The 19,229-nt window shown below is 68.9% G+C and carries 22 protein-coding genes; 10 read left to right on the top strand and 12 right to left on the bottom strand.

The genetic code is table 11. From position 1 onward, the window contains the following. Positions 1-94: 94 nt before the first annotated feature. A complete protein-coding gene (locus OHA10_RS13320) occupies positions 95-628 on the top strand; it encodes a dihydrofolate reductase family protein (RefSeq protein ID WP_371406506.1) in 534 nt (177 codons plus the stop codon). On the opposite strand, the gene OHA10_RS13315 is transcribed toward OHA10_RS13320, so the two are convergent. Both OHA10_RS13315 and OHA10_RS13310 read right to left on the bottom strand, forming a co-directional pair. Continuing rightward, positions 629-1,405: a GNAT family N-acetyltransferase gene (locus tag OHA10_RS13315; RefSeq protein WP_371406505.1), complete on the bottom strand. Its 777-nt coding sequence runs from the start codon at positions 1,403-1,405 to the stop codon at positions 629-631. Positions 1,406-1,429: 24 nt separating this feature from the next. Then, entirely contained in the window at positions 1,430-1,867 is a 438-nt protein-coding gene (locus tag OHA10_RS13310; protein ID WP_371406504.1) for a helix-turn-helix domain-containing protein, read from the bottom strand. Between the two features lie 47 nt (positions 1,868-1,914). Between OHA10_RS13310 and OHA10_RS13305 the strand changes: the two genes are divergently transcribed. Beyond that, complete coding sequence (locus tag OHA10_RS13305; RefSeq protein ID WP_371406503.1) at positions 1,915-3,090, top strand: MFS transporter; 1,176 nt, start codon at positions 1,915-1,917, stop codon at positions 3,088-3,090. Here OHA10_RS13305 and OHA10_RS13300 read toward each other — a convergent pair. Continuing rightward, the gene (locus tag OHA10_RS13300) at positions 3,074-3,490 is read right to left on the bottom strand and encodes a winged helix-turn-helix transcriptional regulator (protein ID WP_371406502.1); all 417 of its coding nucleotides are present in this window, start codon (positions 3,488-3,490) and stop codon (positions 3,074-3,076) included. The two genes, OHA10_RS13305 and OHA10_RS13300, sit on opposite strands and share 17 nt — an antisense overlap. A gap of 63 nt (positions 3,491-3,553) precedes the next feature. Here OHA10_RS13300 and OHA10_RS13295 point away from each other — a divergent pair, with 63 nt between their 5' ends. The 3 genes from OHA10_RS13295 to OHA10_RS13285 all read left to right on the top strand — a co-directional run bounded on the left by OHA10_RS13295 (position 3,554) and on the right by OHA10_RS13285 (position 5,720). Beyond that, complete coding sequence (locus OHA10_RS13295; protein WP_371406501.1) at positions 3,554-4,930, top strand: MFS transporter; 1,377 nt, start codon at positions 3,554-3,556, stop codon at positions 4,928-4,930. 278 nt (positions 4,931-5,208) lie between these two features. Further along, positions 5,209-5,394 carry a hypothetical protein gene (locus tag OHA10_RS13290; protein ID WP_134106088.1) on the top strand — a complete coding sequence of 62 codons (186 nt, stop codon included), beginning with the start codon at positions 5,209-5,211 and terminating at the stop codon, positions 5,392-5,394. Then, a complete protein-coding gene (locus OHA10_RS13285) occupies positions 5,391-5,720 on the top strand; it encodes a hypothetical protein (RefSeq protein WP_371406500.1) in 330 nt (109 codons plus the stop codon). The genes OHA10_RS13290 and OHA10_RS13285 overlap by 4 nt, the downstream gene beginning before the upstream one ends. A 146-nt stretch (positions 5,721-5,866) precedes the next feature. On the opposite strand, the gene OHA10_RS13280 is transcribed toward OHA10_RS13285, so the two are convergent. Continuing rightward, positions 5,867-6,619: a hypothetical protein gene (locus OHA10_RS13280; RefSeq protein WP_371406499.1), complete on the bottom strand. Its 753-nt coding sequence runs from the start codon at positions 6,617-6,619 to the stop codon at positions 5,867-5,869. Between the two features lie 426 nt (positions 6,620-7,045). Continuing rightward, the gene (locus OHA10_RS13275) at positions 7,046-7,846 is read right to left on the bottom strand and encodes a methyltransferase domain-containing protein (protein WP_371406498.1); all 801 of its coding nucleotides are present in this window, start codon (positions 7,844-7,846) and stop codon (positions 7,046-7,048) included. Positions 7,847-7,935: 89 nt separating this feature from the next. Between OHA10_RS13275 and OHA10_RS13270 the strand changes: the two genes are divergently transcribed. Beyond that, positions 7,936-8,793, top strand: coding sequence for an aminoglycoside phosphotransferase family protein (locus tag OHA10_RS13270; RefSeq protein WP_371406497.1), 858 nt, complete (start codon positions 7,936-7,938; stop codon positions 8,791-8,793). On the opposite strand, the gene OHA10_RS13265 is transcribed toward OHA10_RS13270, so the two are convergent. Then, positions 8,774-9,511 carry a phytanoyl-CoA dioxygenase family protein gene (locus OHA10_RS13265; protein WP_371406496.1) on the bottom strand — a complete coding sequence of 246 codons (738 nt, stop codon included), beginning with the start codon at positions 9,509-9,511 and terminating at the stop codon, positions 8,774-8,776. The genes OHA10_RS13270 and OHA10_RS13265 overlap by 20 nt on opposite strands. Before the next feature lie 48 nt (positions 9,512-9,559). Next, a complete protein-coding gene (locus tag OHA10_RS13260) occupies positions 9,560-9,922 on the bottom strand; it encodes a nuclear transport factor 2 family protein (RefSeq protein ID WP_371406495.1) in 363 nt (120 codons plus the stop codon). Between the two features lie 113 nt (positions 9,923-10,035). On the opposite strand from OHA10_RS13260, the gene OHA10_RS13255 reads away from it, so the two are divergent. Together OHA10_RS13255 and OHA10_RS13250 are read left to right on the top strand one after the other, a co-directional pair. Further along, positions 10,036-10,830 carry a helix-turn-helix domain-containing protein gene (locus OHA10_RS13255; protein WP_371406494.1) on the top strand — a complete coding sequence of 265 codons (795 nt, stop codon included), beginning with the start codon at positions 10,036-10,038 and terminating at the stop codon, positions 10,828-10,830. Beyond that, the gene (locus OHA10_RS13250) at positions 10,827-11,330 is read left to right on the top strand and encodes a DinB family protein (protein WP_371406493.1); all 504 of its coding nucleotides are present in this window, start codon (positions 10,827-10,829) and stop codon (positions 11,328-11,330) included. Before OHA10_RS13255 ends, OHA10_RS13250 begins: the two co-directional genes overlap by 4 nt. 39 nt (positions 11,331-11,369) lie before the next feature. Here the strand turns inward: OHA10_RS13250 and OHA10_RS13245 are convergent, their stop codons facing one another. Both OHA10_RS13245 and OHA10_RS13240 read right to left on the bottom strand, forming a co-directional pair. Next, positions 11,370-12,428 carry a hypothetical protein gene (locus OHA10_RS13245; RefSeq protein WP_371406492.1) on the bottom strand — a complete coding sequence of 353 codons (1,059 nt, stop codon included), beginning with the start codon at positions 12,426-12,428 and terminating at the stop codon, positions 11,370-11,372. After that, entirely contained in the window at positions 12,428-12,943 is a 516-nt protein-coding gene (locus tag OHA10_RS13240) for a SigE family RNA polymerase sigma factor (RefSeq protein ID WP_371406491.1), read from the bottom strand. The genes OHA10_RS13245 and OHA10_RS13240 overlap by 1 nt, the downstream gene beginning before the upstream one ends. Before the next feature lie 155 nt (positions 12,944-13,098). Here OHA10_RS13240 and OHA10_RS13235 point away from each other — a divergent pair, with 155 nt between their 5' ends. Both OHA10_RS13235 and OHA10_RS13230 read left to right on the top strand, forming a co-directional pair. Then, positions 13,099-14,313: a hypothetical protein gene (locus OHA10_RS13235; RefSeq protein ID WP_371406490.1), complete on the top strand. Its 1,215-nt coding sequence runs from the start codon at positions 13,099-13,101 to the stop codon at positions 14,311-14,313. Positions 14,314-14,808: 495 nt separating this feature from the next. Beyond that, positions 14,809-15,267 (top strand): hypothetical protein, encoded by a 459-nt coding sequence (locus OHA10_RS13230; RefSeq protein ID WP_371406489.1) that lies wholly within the window; start codon positions 14,809-14,811, stop codon positions 15,265-15,267. A 259-nt stretch (positions 15,268-15,526) separates the two neighbouring features. On the opposite strand, the gene OHA10_RS13225 is transcribed toward OHA10_RS13230, so the two are convergent. The 3 genes from OHA10_RS13225 to OHA10_RS13215 all read right to left on the bottom strand — a co-directional run bounded on the left by OHA10_RS13225 (position 15,527) and on the right by OHA10_RS13215 (position 19,108). Beyond that, a complete protein-coding gene (locus OHA10_RS13225; protein WP_371406488.1) occupies positions 15,527-16,060 on the bottom strand; it encodes a SigE family RNA polymerase sigma factor in 534 nt (177 codons plus the stop codon). A 21-nt stretch (positions 16,061-16,081) separates the two neighbouring features. Then, positions 16,082-17,419 (bottom strand): diguanylate cyclase, encoded by a 1,338-nt coding sequence (locus tag OHA10_RS13220; protein WP_371406487.1) that lies wholly within the window; start codon positions 17,417-17,419, stop codon positions 16,082-16,084. Between the two features lie 147 nt (positions 17,420-17,566). Then, a complete protein-coding gene (locus OHA10_RS13215) occupies positions 17,567-19,108 on the bottom strand; it encodes a helicase HerA-like domain-containing protein (RefSeq protein WP_371406486.1) in 1,542 nt (513 codons plus the stop codon). Positions 19,109-19,229 lie beyond the last annotated feature (121 nt).

The raw sequence follows: 19,229 nt of genomic DNA, 5'->3' as shown, positions 1-19,229 counted from the left end.
CCCGCCCGACACCGTCGGGCGGGCGTAGGGGCGGTGTGTCGAAGGGTGATGGTCGGTTCCGACGTAGCGGGTGAATCCAGCGAGGAGGAGCTTGATGCGCGACCTGATCGTCACCCAGAACATCACCGTTGACGGTGTCATCGAGGCGGGCGACTGGTTCGGACCTGCCGACGGTGGACCGGAGGTGCTCGAGGCGCTGCGCGAGCAGATGGCGCGGGCGGACGCGTTCCTCACCGGTCGCGTGACCTTCGAGCAGATGCGCGGCTTCTGGCCCGCACAGACCGACGATCCGACCGGCGTCGCGGCGTACCTCAACCAGGTGCAGAAGTACGTCGTGAGCTCGACGCTGCACGACCCCGGCTGGCAGCCGACCAGGATCCTCCGCGGCCTGGACGACGTACGCCGCCTCAAGGACACCACCGGCCGAGACATCGTCTGCACCGGCAGCATCAACCTCACCCACCAGCTGATCGCCGCCGACCTCGTCGACGAGTACCGCCTCTTCATCTACCCGACAGTGGTCGCCACCGGCCGCCGTCTCTTCCCCGACGGTTCTCCACAGAAGCTGACGCTGACTGACACCACGAGATTCCCCACCGGCGTTGTCCTGCTCACGTACCGCCCATAGTCACCGCAGGTCGGCGAGGTGGCCGCCGGGGTCGCCCAGGTGGACGGCGGTGGCTCGTGGGGCGTAGCCGAGGCGGCGGTAGATGCGGTCGGCGCCGTCGTCGCCGGGGGTCAGCCAGGCCAGGGTTGCGCCGCCCAAACCGAACGCGTTGAGGGTTGCGTAGGCGGTGGCGATCGCGCCCAGGCCGCGGCGGCGGTGGCTGTGGAGCGTGCCGACGCCGGCGACCTCCGAGACCTCGTCCGCAACAGCGGTCCACGCCGCGGTGGCTGCCGCGACACCGTCCACGTAGACGATCACCGCACCGCCGTCCGCAGGATCCGCCTTGTACGGCGAATCCGCAGAGTCCATCTCATACGCCTCCGCGGCGACCGCATTCGCCACGGTCTGCTCCTCGGCAGACGAGACGACCGCGACCGTCGTACCCTCCGGAAGATCAGGAACGAGCAGGCCGGCCGGCTCGACCACGAGCAACGGCAGGCGGCCGACAATCGTCATCCCCTGCTCCGCGAGCGCCTCGGCCAGGCCGGGATTCGCCTCTTCGACGAACTCCGCATGCACCCACCGTCCCTCGGCCGCGAACGCCTGCCGGACCGTCTCGATCGCCCACGGAACCTCGTCCGGATCGAACGGTTGCCCAGGCTCAGCCGCGAGTACGCCGGACAGGTACCACGCGTCGTCGTCGTGCAACATGCCGGCCAACGGCCCCGCGATCACCTGCCGCTTCGACCGCGCCGAGCCGGTCAACTGAGCCGCGGCGATCCGCGCACCAATCTCCATGACCCGGACCCTACGGCGCGCCGATCACCGCCCGCGACCGGGTTGCGCGAGCACCAGCAGGTCGAGCAGCCGACTCAGATCGGCCGGGGTCGGCGGCCGACCCAGCACCGCGGCAAGCGAGTCGAGCGTCGCGATCAGCTCGCGCCGGACAGCGGCGCGCGACCTGCCGTCGGCGAGCGCGGCAACAACTGAGTCGACCCGATCGGAGCCCGACACCAACTCGTCCCCGACCGACGTCGCAGGGGGCGGCTCCACCTCCCCGATCCGCACCTCGAGCTGCGCACCGAGCGCCGTCGCGAGCCGATCCAGCGCGGCGACGGTGGGATTGCCCCGGCCGTTCTCCAGGTTCGCGATGTACGGGACGGACAGACCGGCGTCGACGGCGACCGACGCGATGGTCCGCCCGGCCGCCTTGCGACGGTCGCGCAGTACTTCGCCCAACTCCATGAGCACTATCTTCACAGAACACTCTTGCTCATGTCTATTTCTAGAGGATAGTGTCCGGCGGCGTGAGAGACTTCCGGAGACTCTGGTTCAGCGGGGCGGTGTCGGGTATCGGGTCCTGGCTGCTGATCGTGGCGATCCCGTTCTACGTGTTCACGTTGACCGGGTCGGCGGTCGCGACAGGTCTGACCCTGGCCCTGGAAGCCCTGCCCGCGTTGGTGATCGGCCCCTGGGCCGGCGTACTGCTGGACCGCTGGGACCTGGCCCGGGCGATGTGGATCGCAGACCTCGCCAGCGCCGCCGCGGTCGCACTGATCCTGTTCGCCGACCGGGATCACGTCTGGCTGATCTACCTCGCGATCCTGCTCGAGAACACCGCGACCACGGTCTTCCGGCCCGCCGTACGCGCCCTGCTCCCGGCCGTCGTCGGCACCGGCAAGGAGCTCGCGACCGCCAACTCCGTCAACGCCGTCACCAGCAGCGCGATCCGGCTGGCCGCCCCGCCGCTCGGCGCGCTCCTCCTGGCCGGTCCCGGGATCGAGTTCGTGCTGATCGTCGACATCGTCAGCTACTTGTTGTCAGCGGCAACCATCGCGACCGTCCGTACCCGTCGCCACCCGACCACCGCCCCACCGCCGCGGCCGCTCGAAGGACTGAGCGCGGTCGTCAACCACAGGGCTCTTCGTGGCATCCTCGTCGGCCAGACCGTCTTCCTCACCGCGAACGCCGGCCTGACCGCGCTCCTCGTACCGTTCACCGTCGGCCGCCTGCATGCACCCGGGTACGTCGTCGGCTACCTGATCTCCGGCCTCGGCGCCGGGTACCTCATCGGCGCCACCCTCAGCACCCGGGCCGCCCGGCTCCTCGGCACCCGCGAACTGATCACCCTCACCCAGTTCGCCACCGCCCTGGCGTACTTCGCGCTGTTCAACGCCCCCAACGTCCCACTGGCCGTCGCCGCCGCCGTCCTGATCGGCCTGCCCGGCAGCATCCTGCTGATCACGGTCCAGACCACCATCCAGCGAACAGCCCCAACCGCCGTCCTGGCGAGCGTTGGCGCACTCTTCTTCGCCGCAGACTCACTGGCCCTGCTGATCGGGGCCCTCGGCGCCCCCGCGATGACAGCGGTCCTCCACCTGCCGCTCACCCTGAACCTCATCGCAGCGCTGGCGGTGTGCGCGGCGGCCCTCACGCTGATCGTCGTACCGCGTCATCCCGCAAGCTTCACGCGGACGAGCTGACTGCGTCGTACCGGGCTCGTGCCGTGGCGATCTCCGCCTGATGCGTCTCCGTCCAGCTGACGAGCGACTGGATCGTCGCGTGCAGGGTGACACCGAGCGGGGTGAGCTCGTAATCGACGCGTGGCGGTACGACGGGATGCACGGTCCGGCTGACCAGCCCGTCACGCTCCAACTGGCGCAGCGTGACCGTCAGCATCCGCTGACTGATGCCGTCGATGGTCTTCTTCAACTCGGTGAACCGCATGCAGCGGTTGTCCAGCAACGCGATCACCAGCAGCGACCACTTGTCGCCGATCCGGTCGAGGATCTGGCGGACGTCGCAGTCCTCCCGGGTGTCCCACTGGAACGCGTCCTCGGTGCAGCAGGAGTGACTCGGTTCCTTTGAAGTGCCTTCTTCCACAACTCCCGATGGTTCCTGATGATGGGGTCAGTTACAAGAGGTAACCATGAAAGGGAGTCCCCTGTGTCATCAACCGTCACCCCGGAGCGACTGACCGGCCGCGCCTGGGTTGTTCTGTTCGTCCTCTGCGGCGCGATCTTCCTCGAAGGCATCGACGTCTCGATGATGGGCGTCGCGCTGCCGTCGATCCGGGCCGAGCTCGGCCTGGCGACCGGCGAGCTGCAGTGGATCGTCAGCGCGTACGCGCTCAGCTACGGCGGCTTCGTGCTGCTCGGCGGCCGCGCCGCGGATCTGCTCGGCCGGCGCCGGATGTTCGTCACCTGGCTGGTCGTGTTCCTGCTGTTCAGCGGCCTCGGCGGATTCGCGACCGAGGGCTGGGTGCTGATCCTGGCCCGCTTCGTCACCGGTGTCGCCGCCGCCTTCATGACCCCGGCCGGCCTGTCCATCATCACCACGACCTACCCCGAGGGACCACAACGCAACAAAGCTCTCCTGGTGTACGCCGGGACCGCGGCCGGTGGGTTCTCGTTGGGAATGGTCACGGGCGGACTGCTCAGCGCGATCGACTGGCGCTGGGTGTTCTTCGCGCCGGTGATCGTCTCGGCGGTCATCCTGGTCGGAGCGATTCTGCTGATCCCACGGGACATCGCAGCAAAGCCAAGCGGTGGCTTCGACCTGGCCGGCGCACTCACGCTGACCGGATCGATGTTGTTGCTTGTAGCAACAGTAGTCCGGGCGCCCGATGTACCGCCGGCGCAGACGACGGCGACCGCAGCGGTGGGCGTGGTACTGCTGGCAGCTTTCGTGCTGATCGAGCAGCGGGTATCCAGTCCGTTGATCAGGCTCGCGCTGTTGCGGAACACCGCGCTCGTCCGGGCGAATCTCGGGGCGATTCTGCTGGTCGGATCATTCGTCGGATTCCAGTTCATCGCGGTGCTGTATTTGCAGGAGCTGCGCGGCTGGTCCGAGTTGGAGACCGGCCTCGCGTTGATGGTGATCGGCATCGACGCCGTACTGGCTCCGACGCTTACGCCCTGGCTGGTGAACAGATTCGGCAACGGACGCGTGGTGCTCGGCGGATTCGTCCTCGCGGCCCTCGCCTACACCGCGTTCCTGCCGCTGGGACAGACGTTCGCAGCGATGCTGCCGGCGTTCCTGCTGCTCGGGCTCGCGTTCGCGCTGACGTACGGACCGTTGACGATCGCGGCGACCGAGCGGGTGGCCGAGGACGAGCAAGGACTGGCGAGCGGCGTACTGACGACGTCGTTCCAGTTCGGGTCCGCACTCGGGTTGGCGGTGGTGGCCGCGGTGCTGGCCGCGGCCGGCGAACTCACCGCCGAAGGTTTCCGCACCGGACTCGCGGTACCGCTCGCGGCCGCAGTACTGGGAATTGTCATCGCGGCAGTTCCGGTGCGTGAGCGCGCCGGTGCAAACGGTTAGCAGGACGTCATAGATTTTAGTTCTGGTTGAATGCTCCGGCCCGTCTCCGAATCGTTATCGGCACATTGCTGCAAACATTCTTGACATGGTTTCCCGGCAGCCCGGGTACCGGTCGGACTGGCCGTTGACCTGCAGGTTCGTAGGGTTTCCCTACTCTGCGTTAGGCCTCTGTAAAGGTCCCTTCCAAACTGTTCCGAAGGGCCCGCCGATGTTGTGTTCTTTACTCAGCGCCGGACAAAGCCGTTCGGGGCCAACCACACACTGCTGAAGGAACCGCGATGACCGAGACGCTCGAGACCCCCGCAACGCACCGCAGGGTGCGGGTCTGGTTCGGCGCTCACCCGATCGCGGACCACACCACGAACGTGGAGCAGGCGGGGCAGTACGAGGAAGCCATGCGTCGGCGGTTCGCCTCCCTCCGGGTGACGAGCGAGCCGGTGCTGGTGGACACGGCAGAACGATGACCACCCGGCCGACGCTGCTCGGGTATGTACGGGCCGACGCGCTGAGCTGCGCGGAGGAGCTGGCCGCGGCGACCGATTCACTCGCCGCATTCGCCAGCGCCGAAGGATTCACCCTCGGCACCGTCTACACCGAACGCGACGCGGCCGAGTCTGCTGCCTTCCACGCTCTGCTCGACGAAGTGAAGCGGTCCGACGTACGGGCCATCGTAGTACCGACGATGAACCACCTCGGCGTCGAAAGCGGTGCTCCGGCAGCGCTGCGCCGGCACCTCGAGTTCCACCAGGCGCAGGTCTGGGCGGTCGACTCGGTAGTGACAACTCCATAGACAAGCGGAGCTGACGTCTTGACCCCTGCATCGGCGTCGGTTCCGCTCTCCACCTCCACAGCTGCACCGGGGATGCCCGGGCGGTAGTGGACCAACAAGGCCCCACCGGCTGCTACCGGTGGGGCCTTGCCCATGTCTGGACCACGTCACGCGACGATCGTGTACCCGTACCGCTTCATCACCGCGGCGACCGAGTTGTTGAAGATCCCGGTGACCTCGAGCTTGAAATGCAGCTGCACCTTCCGGATCACCCGCTGGAAGTGCAGGTGCCACGGCACGCCCGCGGCCGGGACGGTCTCGGCCTTGGTGATCGCGCCGACCCGCGGGTGGGCCGCCCAGGCAATCACCCGGGCCCGGTCCGCGCCCCACACGCCGGTCATCGCATCGTGGGTCCGCGCGTACGCCATCGCAGCCAGCGAGATCGTCGAGTCGGGCACCGGCTGCTTCGGCGGGTGTGCCTTGAGGTACAGCTCCCAGGTCATCCCGTAGTACCCGGGCGGACCGTCGTCCTTGCCCCGGTCGGCCAGCCCGTTGAGCTTGCGGTGGTACTCCGTCACCTGGACCGCCGCGCCGCGGGACAGATCCCTGTCGCCGACCGCGATCCCGTGCACGTGGTACGGCCAGTTGCCCTGCGCCGGCGTCCGCAGCCACGCGGCGAACCCGACCGCGCGCATCGCCTTGACCACCGCGACCCGCTGCGCGGCGCTCTTCGTCCGTACGTCGATGTCGACCGCGCCGCCACCGTCGTGGGTGCCGGCCGACGCCTCCACACCGCCCTTGTTGTACGACCCCTGCAGGATCGCGAACTTGGACTTGTACAGCTGCTCGGCGGCCTCGACCATCGCCACCGTCCGCCTGTTCATCGTGACGCCGCGCCAGGAAATCCTTGCCTCAGGCATCTTTATCCCCGGTCGCCGGGCCGAGGATCAGCTCCGCGTCCTCGGCGGCGCCGAGCGCCTCCAGCTGGTCCAGCTCGTCGTCGGTCAACTCGTCGTCGAACACTTCCGGCATTGCCCCGTTCCTTCCCCCTGGTCGATCGCGCGCCGACCCCCGGCGGGCGAAATCGTCATCCAGGGTAGGAGGCTGCCAGGTCAGGCAACCAGCGGCAAAGGTTTGAGGAACGTGAAGTTTTCCGTCCGGTCCGCGTGCCGGGGTGTGTGCGAAGCAGCCAGGTGGGGTACCTGTAGGTGGTCCCGCGGTTCGGTCAGTGCCATTCGGGCATGGGTGGTGTTCACCGAGCCGCGAGTTCTCCCACTGAGGGGCGGGAGAACGACCGGCCCGGCGGGTGTGTCTCTCCCAGGATGCACCCGCCGGGGTACGGGGTCTCACAGAGCGGACGCGACGAACAGATACCTGTTCAGGCTGAAGAAGTAGCTCGGCCCCAGACTCCGCAGATCGTCTGCCCAGGCACGCGCTTCGTCTTCCGTCACACCCGCATGACCGGGCACGAAGTCCGACACGATGTCGATCAGCCCGGCACTGTACGTGCGCGCGTCGTATGCCGTGTTGAGCAGCGGCACCACCTGCTCGTGAGTCGGCGTGAAACCGGTCTTCGCCAGTACGTCGGCCAGCGTCCGGGGCAGATGTGGATCGGCCAGATGGTCCTCGAATGCGGTCAGCACCCGGGCCATTCGCTCGTCGTCACTCGAGCGCCACACCACCGAACCCCAGTCGGTGTCGAGCAGTACGACGCGACCGGCCGGCCGGAGCACCCGGCGTACCTCTTCGAGCGCGCCGGCCACGTCGTCGACGTACTCGAAGACCTGGGTCGACACCACCACGTCGAAGCTCTCGGCCGGATGCGGGATGCGCGCGACCGTGGCCAGCTCCAACTCGATGCCGGGGCCGCCCGGAACGTCGGCGCGGGTGCTCGCGATCGCCAGCATGCTCTCGCTGATGTCGATCCCGCAGATCCGCCCGTCCGGCCCGACCTCACCGGCCATCTCCGCCGCCAGCAACCCCGGCCCGACACCGACGTCCAGCACCCGGTCCCCCGGCCGCAACGCCAAGGCTGCCCGCACCACCCGCCGCTGCTCGACGACATCCGGCGTCGTGTACACCGACTCGATCTGCCGGGAAACCTCGGGGTCGAACCGCAACCCGTCACCGTCTACCTCTCCGCCCATGTCCCACATCATGGTCCGCGATCCCGTTTCCGGGGAGGCCTTCCGGAAATCGGAAGCGCTGCCCCGGGTTGCCCCGCTACGGTTCCAGGGTGATCGAGCTGCCCGCGACGTTCCTCCGGATGCCTCGTTGGTGGACGGAAGGGCAGGCCTGGCTGGAGTCGTTGCCCCAGGCAGTGGACGAGCAGTGCCGCCGCTGGAACCTCGTCGTCGCAGGTCCGGTCGCGCACGGTTCGAACGCGATCGTCGTACCGGTCGTGCGCGACGGCATCGAGCTCGCACTGCGGATGTCGGAGCCCGGCGAGGAGGTCACGCGGCAGGTCTGGGCGCTGAAATGGTGGGACGGCCGCGGCATGGTCCTGTTGCTGGACGACGACGCCGAGGCCGGCGCGATGCTGCTCGAGCGGCTGTCGACGCCCTTGACGACGCGGCCGATCGACGAGGCGATCGCCGTACTCGGGCAGCTGATGCGCAGACTCGCCGTACCCGCACCGGAGGACGCGCTGTCGACCGCGGACATCGTGAAGACGCGGTCGGCCGAGCTGGAGCCGCAGTGGGAGCGGCTCGGCCGCCCGTTCGACGCCGCGATCCTGCGCGAGGCGCTCGACATTGCTCCGACCGAGACGACCTCGACAGCAGCGGTCAACGGCGACTTCCACTCCGGCCAGGTCCTCGCGGGACACCGGGAGACGTGGCTGACCGTCGATCCTGTGCTCTACCGCGGCGATATCGAGTTCGACCTCGGCCGCGTGCTGTGGTGGGACCTCGACAAGATGACCGAGATCGTCCCGTACTTCGATATCGCGGTCCGCGAAGCCGGTCTGGACCGGGACCGCGCCCGCGACTGGGTGATCTGGCGGACCGTCGACTACTGGCTGTGGGGACTGAACTCAGGGCTGACCGAGGATCCGGTCCGCTGTGCCCGACTGGTCAACGCCCTTTGTAGATGAAGCGGCTGCGCATCATCCGGGGCGTCTCGGCCGCATTGGGCGCAATCGAGTGCAGGATCCATGGATGGGTCAGGTACACGTCACCAGCCTGACCGGTGAGCTCGATGACGCGGACCGGTAGACCGTCGAGGTCCGCCGGCTCCATCGGGTCCACCGTGCGCTCCTCCGACGTCAGGTTGCGGAACCACGGGTCTGACCGCAGCACAGCGTCGCGCACCGCTTTGAACTCGCGCTCGTCGGTCGTCGTCAAGAACCGCTCGATCACCTTGTGCGAGCCCGCGACCTGCGGCGTCCCGCCGCCACCGGGCTCGAGGTCGCCGAGCAACGCCCAGATGTTCACGGCCTCGGGGGTTTCCTCGAAGCCCACATCCGTATGCCATTGGCGATGCGGCACGGCCCACGGCCCGCCCTCCGGCATGGTGACCAAGACCTGGCCCTGATGCTTCGGCTCGAGCCACTCGCCGAGCAGCCCGTCGAGCGCGGACCGGACCCGCGCGCCGAGAATCGCGTTGGCCGCGCGGGAGGACTTGCTGGTCTTGAGACCGGTCGGTCGCGTCGGGGTCCAGGTCGAACGGTCGTCGCGGTCCATCCCGTGCCGCGCGGACAGCTCCTCCCACAAACCGTCTCGCATCCGCGCGGCATCGTCGGCGGAGAACGCGGACGGGAGCTTCACGATCCCGTCGCGCTCGAAATCATCCAGCTCTTCGGCGGTGAGCATTCGCCCATGCTGCTCCGACCGCCGCCGGGCTTCCACCCAATTAACAGCTCAGTGCTCGGGCGCGAAGTCGTGGAACCCGATCAGCTTCTGGATCTTGCCGTCGCCGTCGAGGACGACGATGTCAGTACCGCCGGCCACCGGCTCCTGTCCCTCGGCCTGGAGGTGCCAGGTCCAGCGCAGGTAGGTGTGGTGCTCGTCGATGTCACCGGTGCGGACGAAGGACAGACCCGGGAACATCTGCTGCGCGGCGCCGACCAGCTTGTTCAGCTCGTCGTGGCCGGTGGTCTCGAAGCTCGGGTCCTGGAAGGTCGCGTCGTCGGTCCAGGTCCCGGCGATGAGCTCGGCCCGGCGATCGGCGTCGGCGGCGTTCCACATCGCGAAGTACTGGTCGGCGAGAGCGGTTGCGTTCATGGTGTTTCCTCCTCGGAAGGTTTCGATGACCAGAACCTTGCCGCCGTACCACGCAGACGGTCGATGACGTCAGAGGTAATGGCGATGTCTACGCCGACCGCTACGGTCGGGGTATGGCAGCAACGATCGAGGAGACGTTCCAGCGCCCCGTCGGCGAGCTTTTGCGCGGGTGGCGGGAGCGCCGCCGGCTCAGCCAGCTCGAGCTGGCGAACCGGGTCGAGGTGTCCACCCGGCATGTGAGTTTCGTCGAGACCGGGCGTTCCAAGCCGAGCCGGGACATGGTGCTGCGGCTGGCCGAGCACCTCGACGTACCGCTGCGCGACCGGAACCAACTGCTGCTCGCGGGCGGGTTCGCGCCGATCTACAGCGAAGCGTCGCTGCACTCGCCGGCGATGCTTGCCGTCCGTACGACGTTGCGCCGCCTGCTCAAGGCCCACGAGCCGTTCCCGGCGCTCGTCGTCGACCGCTGGTGGAACATCGTCGAGGCGAATGCCGGGATCCAGATCTTCACCGCCGGCGTCGACGAGAAGTTGCTCCAGGCACCGATCAACGCGCTCCGGCTGACCCTGCACCCGGACGGTCTGGCCCGGCGGATCGGCAACATCGCCGAGGTTCGCGCGAGCGCACTCGCCAGCCTGCAGCGTCAGGCGGCGAGCACCGCCGATCCCGAGCTCCAGGACCTGTACGACGAACTCCGCACTTATGCGGCCGACGACAGGCCGGCGCCACCCGGTCCGGCCGAGGTCGTCGTACCGTTCAACCTCACGCACGACGGGCGGGAACTGTCGCTGCTGACGATGATCGCGACCTTCGGCACCCCGCTCGACGTCACGGTGTCCGAGCTGATGATCGAGTCGTTCTATCCTGCCGACGATGCGACCGCGGAGTACTTGCGAGGTCTGTCGTGAAGCCGGCAAGGGACGTCGCCGACACGATCGAGCTGCATCTGCAGTACCTCGATCGCTATCGCGAGATCGTCGAGAAGAAGCTGGCCGGGCTGAGCGATGCCGAGTTGCGCGGCAGCCGGCTGCCGTCGGGGTGGTCGCCGCTCGAACTGCTGAAGCATCTGGTGTTCATGGAGCGACGATGGCTGCGCTGGGGTTTCACCGGTGAACAGGTCGAGCATCCATGGGGCGACTCGGGCGACGATCCCGACGGTCGCTGGGCGGTGACGGCGGACGACTCGTTGGAGAGCCTGCTGACTCAGTTACATGCCGGCGGTGAATTCACGCGGCGAGTGGTGAGCGGCGCGGACCCGGCTGCGGTTGCCGAGGCCGGCGGGCGGTTCGGGCCGGACGATCGGCCGACGCTGAACTGGATCCTGTTCCACGTCCTGCAGGAGTACGCACGGCACGCGGGCCACTTGGACGTGGCCCGCGAGCTCGTGGATGGGGCCACCGGCGAGTAGGTCTTGCAGGGAGGGCCTACTCGCCGGTGGCTGGGAGCCCTACCGGCCTGAGGAGGGGTGGCCGGTGGGGAACGTCGTCGGGATGGACGGCGTCGGGAAGCTGGGCTTCGAGGACGGCGTCGGCAGCGTCGGCGGCGTCGGCTTTGTCGTCGGGATCGACGGCTTGACCGGCAGCGTCGGCTTGCTCTGCGGCTTGACCGGGACCGTCACCTTCACCCCGGCGGAGACCGTCACGGTCGGCAGCGCCGGCTTCGGCGCGGTCGGCTTCGCGGTCGGGAGCTTGCCGGGCAGGTTCGGCTTGCTCGGCAGGGTGGGCTTGCCGGTCGGCACGCCGTGCACGCAGTCCGGCACGGCCGGCAGCGTCGGCTTGCCGGGCAGCGACGGCTTGGCGGTCGGGAGGGTGGGCTTCGCCGGGAGCGAAGGCTTGGCCGGCAGCGTGGGCTTGGCGGTCGGAAGCGACGGGAGGGTCGGCTTCGTCGTCGGCAGGCTCAGCTTGCCCGACGGCAGGGTCGGCAGGCTCGGCTTGGTCGTCGGGAGGGTCGGCTTGGCCGGCAGGCTGGGCTTGCCCGACGGCAGCGTTGGCTTCGTCGTCGGCCAGGTGGGCTTGGTGGTCGGGATGCCCGGGCGCGCCGGCAGGGTCGGCTTACCAGGCAACGAGGGCCGGGTGGTCGGCAGGCTCGGCTTGCTGGGCAGCGTCACCTTGCCGGTCGGCAGCGAGGGCAGGGTGGGCTTGGCCGGCAGCGTGGGCTTCGGCGGGTTGTTCGGGTCGATGGTCTTGTTCACGACCACCTTCGGCAGCTGCGGCTTGGCCGGCAGGCAGGTCGGGTCGACCGACGGCGCCGACGGCGTACCGGCCGGAATCACCGCCGGCACCGGAGGCTTTCCACCGGCCAGGATGTTCTTGACCGGAAGGGTCGGTCCGCCGACCGCGGCGGACACCGTCGCAACGGTCCCGGCCAGGGCGGTGACGCCGGCCGCGGCCAGTCCCCGGCGCAGCCAGGTCAGCCGCTTGCCGCGCCGCATCAGGTCACCGGCGTCCGGCTGCCACGGCTCCATCTCGTAGGTCAGTGCATCGCGCACTTGCTGCTCGTCACTCATCAGTTTCCTCCAACTCCGCTGTCGATCAGGTCGGGTGCCAGACGCAACTTGGCCAGCGCCCGGGAAGCCGTGCTCTTCACGGTCCCGGCCGCCATACCGAGGAGCTCGGCGGTCTCGGCCTCGGAGAGATCCTGCGAGTAGCGCAGCGCGACCACGGCTCTCTCCCGGACGGTCAGACCACCGAGGGCCGAGAGCACGGCCTCCCTGGTCTGGACCGCCCCGGCGAAGTCCGCCACCGCTCGCTGGTCCCAATCGTTTGCTACCGGGTCACTGGGTACTTCGTTGTTCCAGCGCCGGCGGGCCTGGGAGAGGAATCGGTTGACCAGCACCCGCCGGACGTACCGCAACGGGTCGCCCTCCAGCCGGTGCCATTTCGGATAGGACCGCATCAACGCCTGCTGCACGAGATCCTCGGCGGTGTGCCGATCGCCGCACAACATCTCCGCGAAGCGGAGCAAGGGGGTCGACTGCGCCACGACGAATCGCTCGAAGTCGGCGTCCGCGGTCCGGGTCATCGATTCTCCTCAGCCTCTGTCACACCGGTCCAAACCCGCTGAGTCACCGATCGGGTTCTGTTCGGTCAGGAGAAATTTATTCACGGTCTATACAGAAGCGGTGTTTGTTTGTCACATTGGGTGCACAAGCCTTCACCGCCCCGGAGGTTCCGCCCATGCGTACCAGTCGTCCTGCCGCACTCGCCGCCTGTTTGGCCGTGACCGCGGCGATCTTTACCGCAACCTTGCCGAGCGCCGCCGCCGTACCCGATCCCGTCGCCGCACCCACTGCCGTTGCCGTCTCCCCGCCTGTTGCCGAGTCCGGCAATGTCCGGATCGACGGCAGCCGTATCGTCCTCGGCGACGCGCCGGCCGCCATCGGCGCCACCGAGATCAAGCAACGCTCCGGCCTGGCCGAGTTCACCCCGGTCCACTTCGCCGCTGCCACCTCGGCCGTGGTGGTCGGCTACACGTCCAGCACGCCGGATGGCTCAGCTGCCGACGTTTCAGTCCGGTCCTGGGTCGACAACCGATGGTCGGAGTGGACCACCGCGGCTGCGGGTACGCCAACCGCTCTGCCCGGCGCCAGCGACCAGGTTCAACTGCGGGTGATCCTCACCGCGCCGCCGACCGGCGGTAGCCCGTCCGTCGCCGATCTGACCGTCCAGCCGACCGACAAGGTCGCCGCTCCGCAGATGAGCGTTCAGGCCGCGCCGCTCACGTCGCATGTTTTCGCGACCCGCGAAGGTCTGGTCGGCGGTACGACAGCCAACGGCCACGTGATCGTGAGCCGCGACCACTTCGTCGCGCTGCCCTCACGGCGCGGACTGTCCGGCAACGGATCAGGCACATACTCCGTGAAGGTCTGTACTGCTTCGCGGTGTGCGTTCGAGCCGGTCTGGGATGTCGGCCCGTGGAACACCAAGGACGACTACTGGAACCCGAGCGCAACCCGCGAGATGTGGAAGGACCTGCCGCAGGGCAAGCCCGAGGCGCAGGCGGCCTACCAGAACGGATACAACGGCGGGAAGGACCAGTTCGGCCGGACCGTCGCCAATCCCGCCGGGATCGACCTTGCCGACGGCGTCTTCTGGGATGCACTGAAGCTCGCCGACAACTCGTTCGTCGATGTCACGTATCTGTGGACGGGCGACGGCGGGCGCGGGACCGTGTCGATCTCGTCTGGCTACCTCAACGTCCGCAACGCCCCGAACTCGACCGGCGCCGTCGTCGGCATGGCCGGCAAGTCCGCCCAGGTAACCGTCGAATGCCAAACCACCGGCGAAACCGTCACCGGCTCCCAAGGCACCACCAACATCTGGCTCCGCGTCAACGCCGGCATGTACGTCGCCAAGGCCTGGGTCTCAGCCGGCACCTTCGGCGCCTGCTGAACCTGCGCCACTGACCAACGTCCGTCGGCGCCACGGCCGCGCGCTCACCGACCTGCTCTGTGAGCTCGCGGCCGACCTTTGGTCAGTGGCGGAGATTCGGGCTACTTGCCGACCCGTGTCGGCGTCGGGCGCACCGCCCGTGGCGGCTGGGTCGGTGTTGTCGTCGGGGCCGGGGTCGACCAGCGGGTCGGTGTTGCGCTCGGCGCAGGTGTCGCCCAGCGGGTCGGGGTGGATGTCGGCATCGGCCGCGGAGCTCGGGTCGGAGCTACCGTCGGCACTTGGCTCGGGATCGCCGTCGGCGGCAGGGTCGGTGCCGGGCGCGGACCGCGCGTCGGGGACACCGTCGGTGGGAGGGTCGGGACCGGGCGTGGGTCGCGGGTTGGGGAGGCAGTGGGGGGCAGGGTTGGGGTTCTTGGGGGGATGGGACTTGGGGAAACTGTGGGCTGGTCGGGGGTGCTTGGGGAGGCCGTTGGTTGGTCTGGAGCTGGGCTTGGGGTGGCGTGGACCGGCGTGCCGTCGCCGTCCGTCGAGCCGCTGCGCGCCATCGCGGTCCCCGCGACAGCGACCACCACCACGGCAGCGGCCGCGATCCCGCCCAGCACCAGCCGCGTGACGCGCCGGTTCGGTCCTACTTCTCTCATTGTTGCCCTCCGCAACCATTTGGTATTCGGTCGGGCTGAAGGACGCGAACCGCCCCGGAAAGGTTCTGCTCAGCGGGTCGGAGCAACAGTCGGCGTCGGCACAGTCGGCGGCCTCACCGGCACATTCGTCGGCATCCTCGACGGAGCAGTCGACGGCGGTGCAGACGGCGGTGCAGCAGTCGGCGGTGCAGCAGTCGGCGGTGTCGCGTTCGTCGGCGACGGGCTCATCCGCGTCGGGTACGTCGGAGTCGCCGTCGGCGGCGTCGCAGGCGAAGTCGTCGCAGGCGAGGTCGGCCCCGTCGGCGTCGGATGAGGCGTCTGGCGAGGCGTGGGGACGATCGCGGTAGGCGCGGGAGCCGGCCGGGCAGGCTCCGGAGGACCACCCCGCGAGCGGCTCCCGACCACCCCTCCCGCAACGACCGACACAACCGCGACCGAAGCGGCGACGGCACTCAGATTCCGGCGCGACCGCCGGCGCTTCGCCCCCGCGATCACCCGCGCCGGATCGAGCGGCGTACCCAAGTCGCCAGGCGCCAGCAGCGTCCGCAGTTCGTCCTCGTCGAGGATCTCGTTCATGCTCGCTCCCCCACCGGTACGCCGCTCAGCTCCGGAGCAGCGCGCAGCTTGTCCAGAGCCCGCGCGTTGGCGCTCTTCACCGTGCCGACCGCGACCCCGAGGACCTCCGCGGTCTGCCGCTCGGTCAGGTCCTCGACATACCGCAGTACGACGACCGCACGCTCCCGCCGGCTCAGCGTCTCGAGCGCGGCCCCCAGCCCCACTCGCCGATTGACCGCACCGGAAGGATCGTCGACGACCGGACCGAGGAACAGGTCGAGCTCGGTCGCTCCGCCGCTCGGACGCTCCCGCCACGGCCGCCGTCGTACCCAGGACAGGTGCTGGTTGACCACGGCCTGCCGGACGTACGCGAACGGGTCGGCCATCTCGATCCGGTCCCAGCGCAGATACGCCTTCTCGAGCGCGTTCTGCACCAGGTCCTCGGCGAGGCCGGCATCGCCGCACAGCATCCGCGCGAAGTGCACCAACCGCGCGGATCTGGCCAGCACGAAAGCCGTGAAGTCGTCGTCACGACTCCCCGTCGCCGCCATCTGCGCTCCGTCCTGCCGCCCTCACCTCACAGGACGCTGCGCCTGGGCCAAAGGTTCTGCTGGTTCGGAGAATTGTGTCGACGCGGTCAGCCGGGGCAGCGCGACGATGTCGGCGGCCAGGCGGACCCGGTCGCGGCCGGCGGCCTTGGCGGCGTACATCGCGCGGTCGGCGCGGAGCAGCAGGTCGTCGACGGTCGCCCCGTCGGTCGGGTACACCGCGACGCCGATGCTGACGGTCAGGTGGAAGGTGTCCGGATCCAGGTCCGGATCGTCGAGTACGCCGGCGCACATCGCGGCGAGCGGGCTGGCGGAGACCGCGTTGCGGAGCCGGTCCGCGGTCACCGTCGCCTCGTCGAGCCCGGTGTCCGGGAGCGCGATCACGAACTCCTCGCCGCCGAACCGCCCGATCACGTCCTTGACCCGGATCGCGCTGCGCAGGATGGTCGCGACCGCGCGCAGCGCCTCGTCGCCGACCAGGTGACCGTGCCGGTCGTTGACCTGTTTGAAGTGGTCGATGTCGATCAGCAGGACCGCCATCGGTTCCCGCTGGGTCCGCGAGGTCCGCAGCATCTCCTCGGTCCGGCGGCGCCACCAGTCGACCCTGGTCAGGCTCGTCTTCGGATCGGTCTGCGCCTCGGACTCCAACTGTCCGAGCAGCAGCGCGCGCTGCGCGGTCAGCGTGATCGGGATCGCCACGAACGCGAACCACGGGCTGATCAGGCAGGCGGCCGCGAGGAGACAGCCCAGCGTGGCGGCGGTCGCGTCGGTACCCAGGTCGTCGAGCCCGCCGACTGCCTCGCGGCGGCTGCTGCCCGGGATGATCAGCGAGATCGCCAGCCCGCAGAGCAGGGTGTCGGTCGCGACGTACGCCGCCGAGGCGCCGACCATCGAGACGACCAGGCCGAGGTCGCCGCCGACGACGTCGCGGAGCGAGACGAAGACCGCGTGCGCGGCGCCGACCGCGAGCACGTGCACCGCGGTCGAGAAGGCCCACCGGTACGGGATGCACTTGCCGGCCCGGATCCGCCACCAGATCCGGAGCAGTACCGCGACCAGGATCGCCAGCGCCGGATGCAGGATCACGGCCGCGGCGATCATCCAGGCCGGAGCGAGGTCCTTGTGCAGCGCGCCGCCGCGCCGCCGCCGGTTCTCCACCCGGCGGGCGCCCTCGACCGAGATCAGCGCCGAGACGGTCAGCGCGAACACGACATCCAGGCCCCGCCAGTCGGGACGGTCCGTGAACGCCTGCACGCCGTACCCGATCGCGGCCAGGTCGACGAGCACCACGACGGCGAACGCCGGAACCGTCAGGGTCCAGAGCGCCCAGGATCGTATCGCTCGCCTACTCTGTGCAACCATCACCTCACACGGTACGACGAGTGAGCGTCAGGTCCCAATCCGTGGCGGCGCGGCTGTGGATGACGATGTGGAAACGATCGACAATCCTTCACTGTCAGTCGTTTGATCAACAAGCAGACGCGGGTTCTCCCTTGCACGGAAGGAGAATCAGCGCCTTCGGGCCGCGCCGAAGAGCCCGCGGACGATCTCCCGGCCGGCCGAGCGGGCGAACTGCTTGAACGCCGACGAACCGATGACCTGCTCGACCACCGACTTCTCCTGCTTCTGCGCCCGCGGCCTCGACTCCGGCTGCTGCTTGGCCTGCTCCTGGGCCTGCTTCTCGGCCTCGGCCTGCGCCGCGCCGGCCTGCACCTTCGCCGCCAGCATCTCGTACGCCGACTCGCGGTCGACCGCCTGCGAGTACTTCGCGTTGTTCGGCGAGGCCTGCACCGACGCGGTCTGCTGCTCGGCCGACGCCGGCGCCATCAGCGACTGCGGCGCGCGCAACCGGGTCCACGCGACCGGCGTCGGGGCGCCCTTCTCGTTCATCACGGTCACGATCGCCTCGCCGATCCCGAGCTGGGTCAGCACCTCACCGAGGTCGTACGACGAGCTCGGGAACGTCGACACCGTCGCCTTCAGCGCCTTCGCGTCGTTCGGTGTGTGCGCCCGCAGCTGGTGCTGCACCCGCGAACCGAGCTGCGCCAGTACGTCGTCCGGCACGTCCTTCGGCGTCTGCGTCACGAAGAACACGCCGACACCCTTCGACCGGATCAGCCGGACGGTCTGCGCGATCGAGTCCAGGAACGCCTTCGACGCGTCGTTGAACAGCAGGTGCGCCTCGTCGAAGAAGAACACCAGCTTCGGCTTGTCCACGTCGCCGACCTCGGGCAGGTCGTGGAACAGGTCGGCGAGCAGCCACATCAGGAACGTCGAGAACAGCGCCGGCCGGTCCTGCAGGTTCGGCAGCTCGAGCAGCGAGATGAGCCCCTTGCCGTCGCGCTGCTGGAGCAGGTCGGCGGTGTCGAACTCCGGCTCGCCGAAGAACGCCTCCGCGCCCTGGTCCGCGAACCCGATCAGCGACCGCAGGATCACGCCCGCGGTCGCCGCGGACAGCCCGCCGAGCTCCTTCAGGTCGTCCTTGCCCTCGTCGGAGGTCAGGTGCTGGATCACCGCGCGCAGGTCCTTGAGGTCGAGCAGCGTCAGCCCGGCCTTGTCGGCGTAGTGGAAGATCAGCCCGAGCGACGACTCCTGTACGTCGTTCAGCCCGAGCACCTTCGACAGCAGCACCGGCCCGAACGACGTGATCGTGGCGCGGATCGGGATGCCGGTGCCCTGGCCGCCGAGCGCGTAGAACTCGGTCGGGTACCCGGTCGGGGTCCAGTCCTGGCCGATCGCCTTGGTCCGGGCCAGCAGCTTGTCGCTGCTCTCACCCGGCTGCGAGATCCCGGACAGGTCGCCCTTGATGTCGGCGGCGAACACCGCGACGCCGGCCGCGGACAGCTGCTCGGCCATCAACTGAAGTGTCTTCGTCTTTCCGGTACCGGTGGCGCCCGCGACCAGGCCGTGCCGGTTCATCATCCCGAGCGGGATCCGGACCGCCGCGTCCGGTTGCGGCTCGCCGTCGACCAGCAGCGCACCCAACTCGAGGGCCGGACCCTCGAACGCATACCCCTGTTTGACGGTCTCCACGACATCTGACTCGGCCATCTCAGCGTGCCTTCCCCGGTTGACGGAACTACCCGGTCGGCATGCTAGTCCTCACCATCCTTCTGGACGCCTCAACGGCACCAAAAGGTTGCTTCCAGCTCCGGACTATTCCGGTGACATT

This window comes from Kribbella sp. NBC_00662, assembly GCF_041430295.1.
Lineage (GTDB): Bacteria > Actinomycetota > Actinomycetes > Propionibacteriales > Kribbellaceae > Kribbella.
This window is presented reverse-complemented; position numbering and strand designations above follow the sequence as displayed.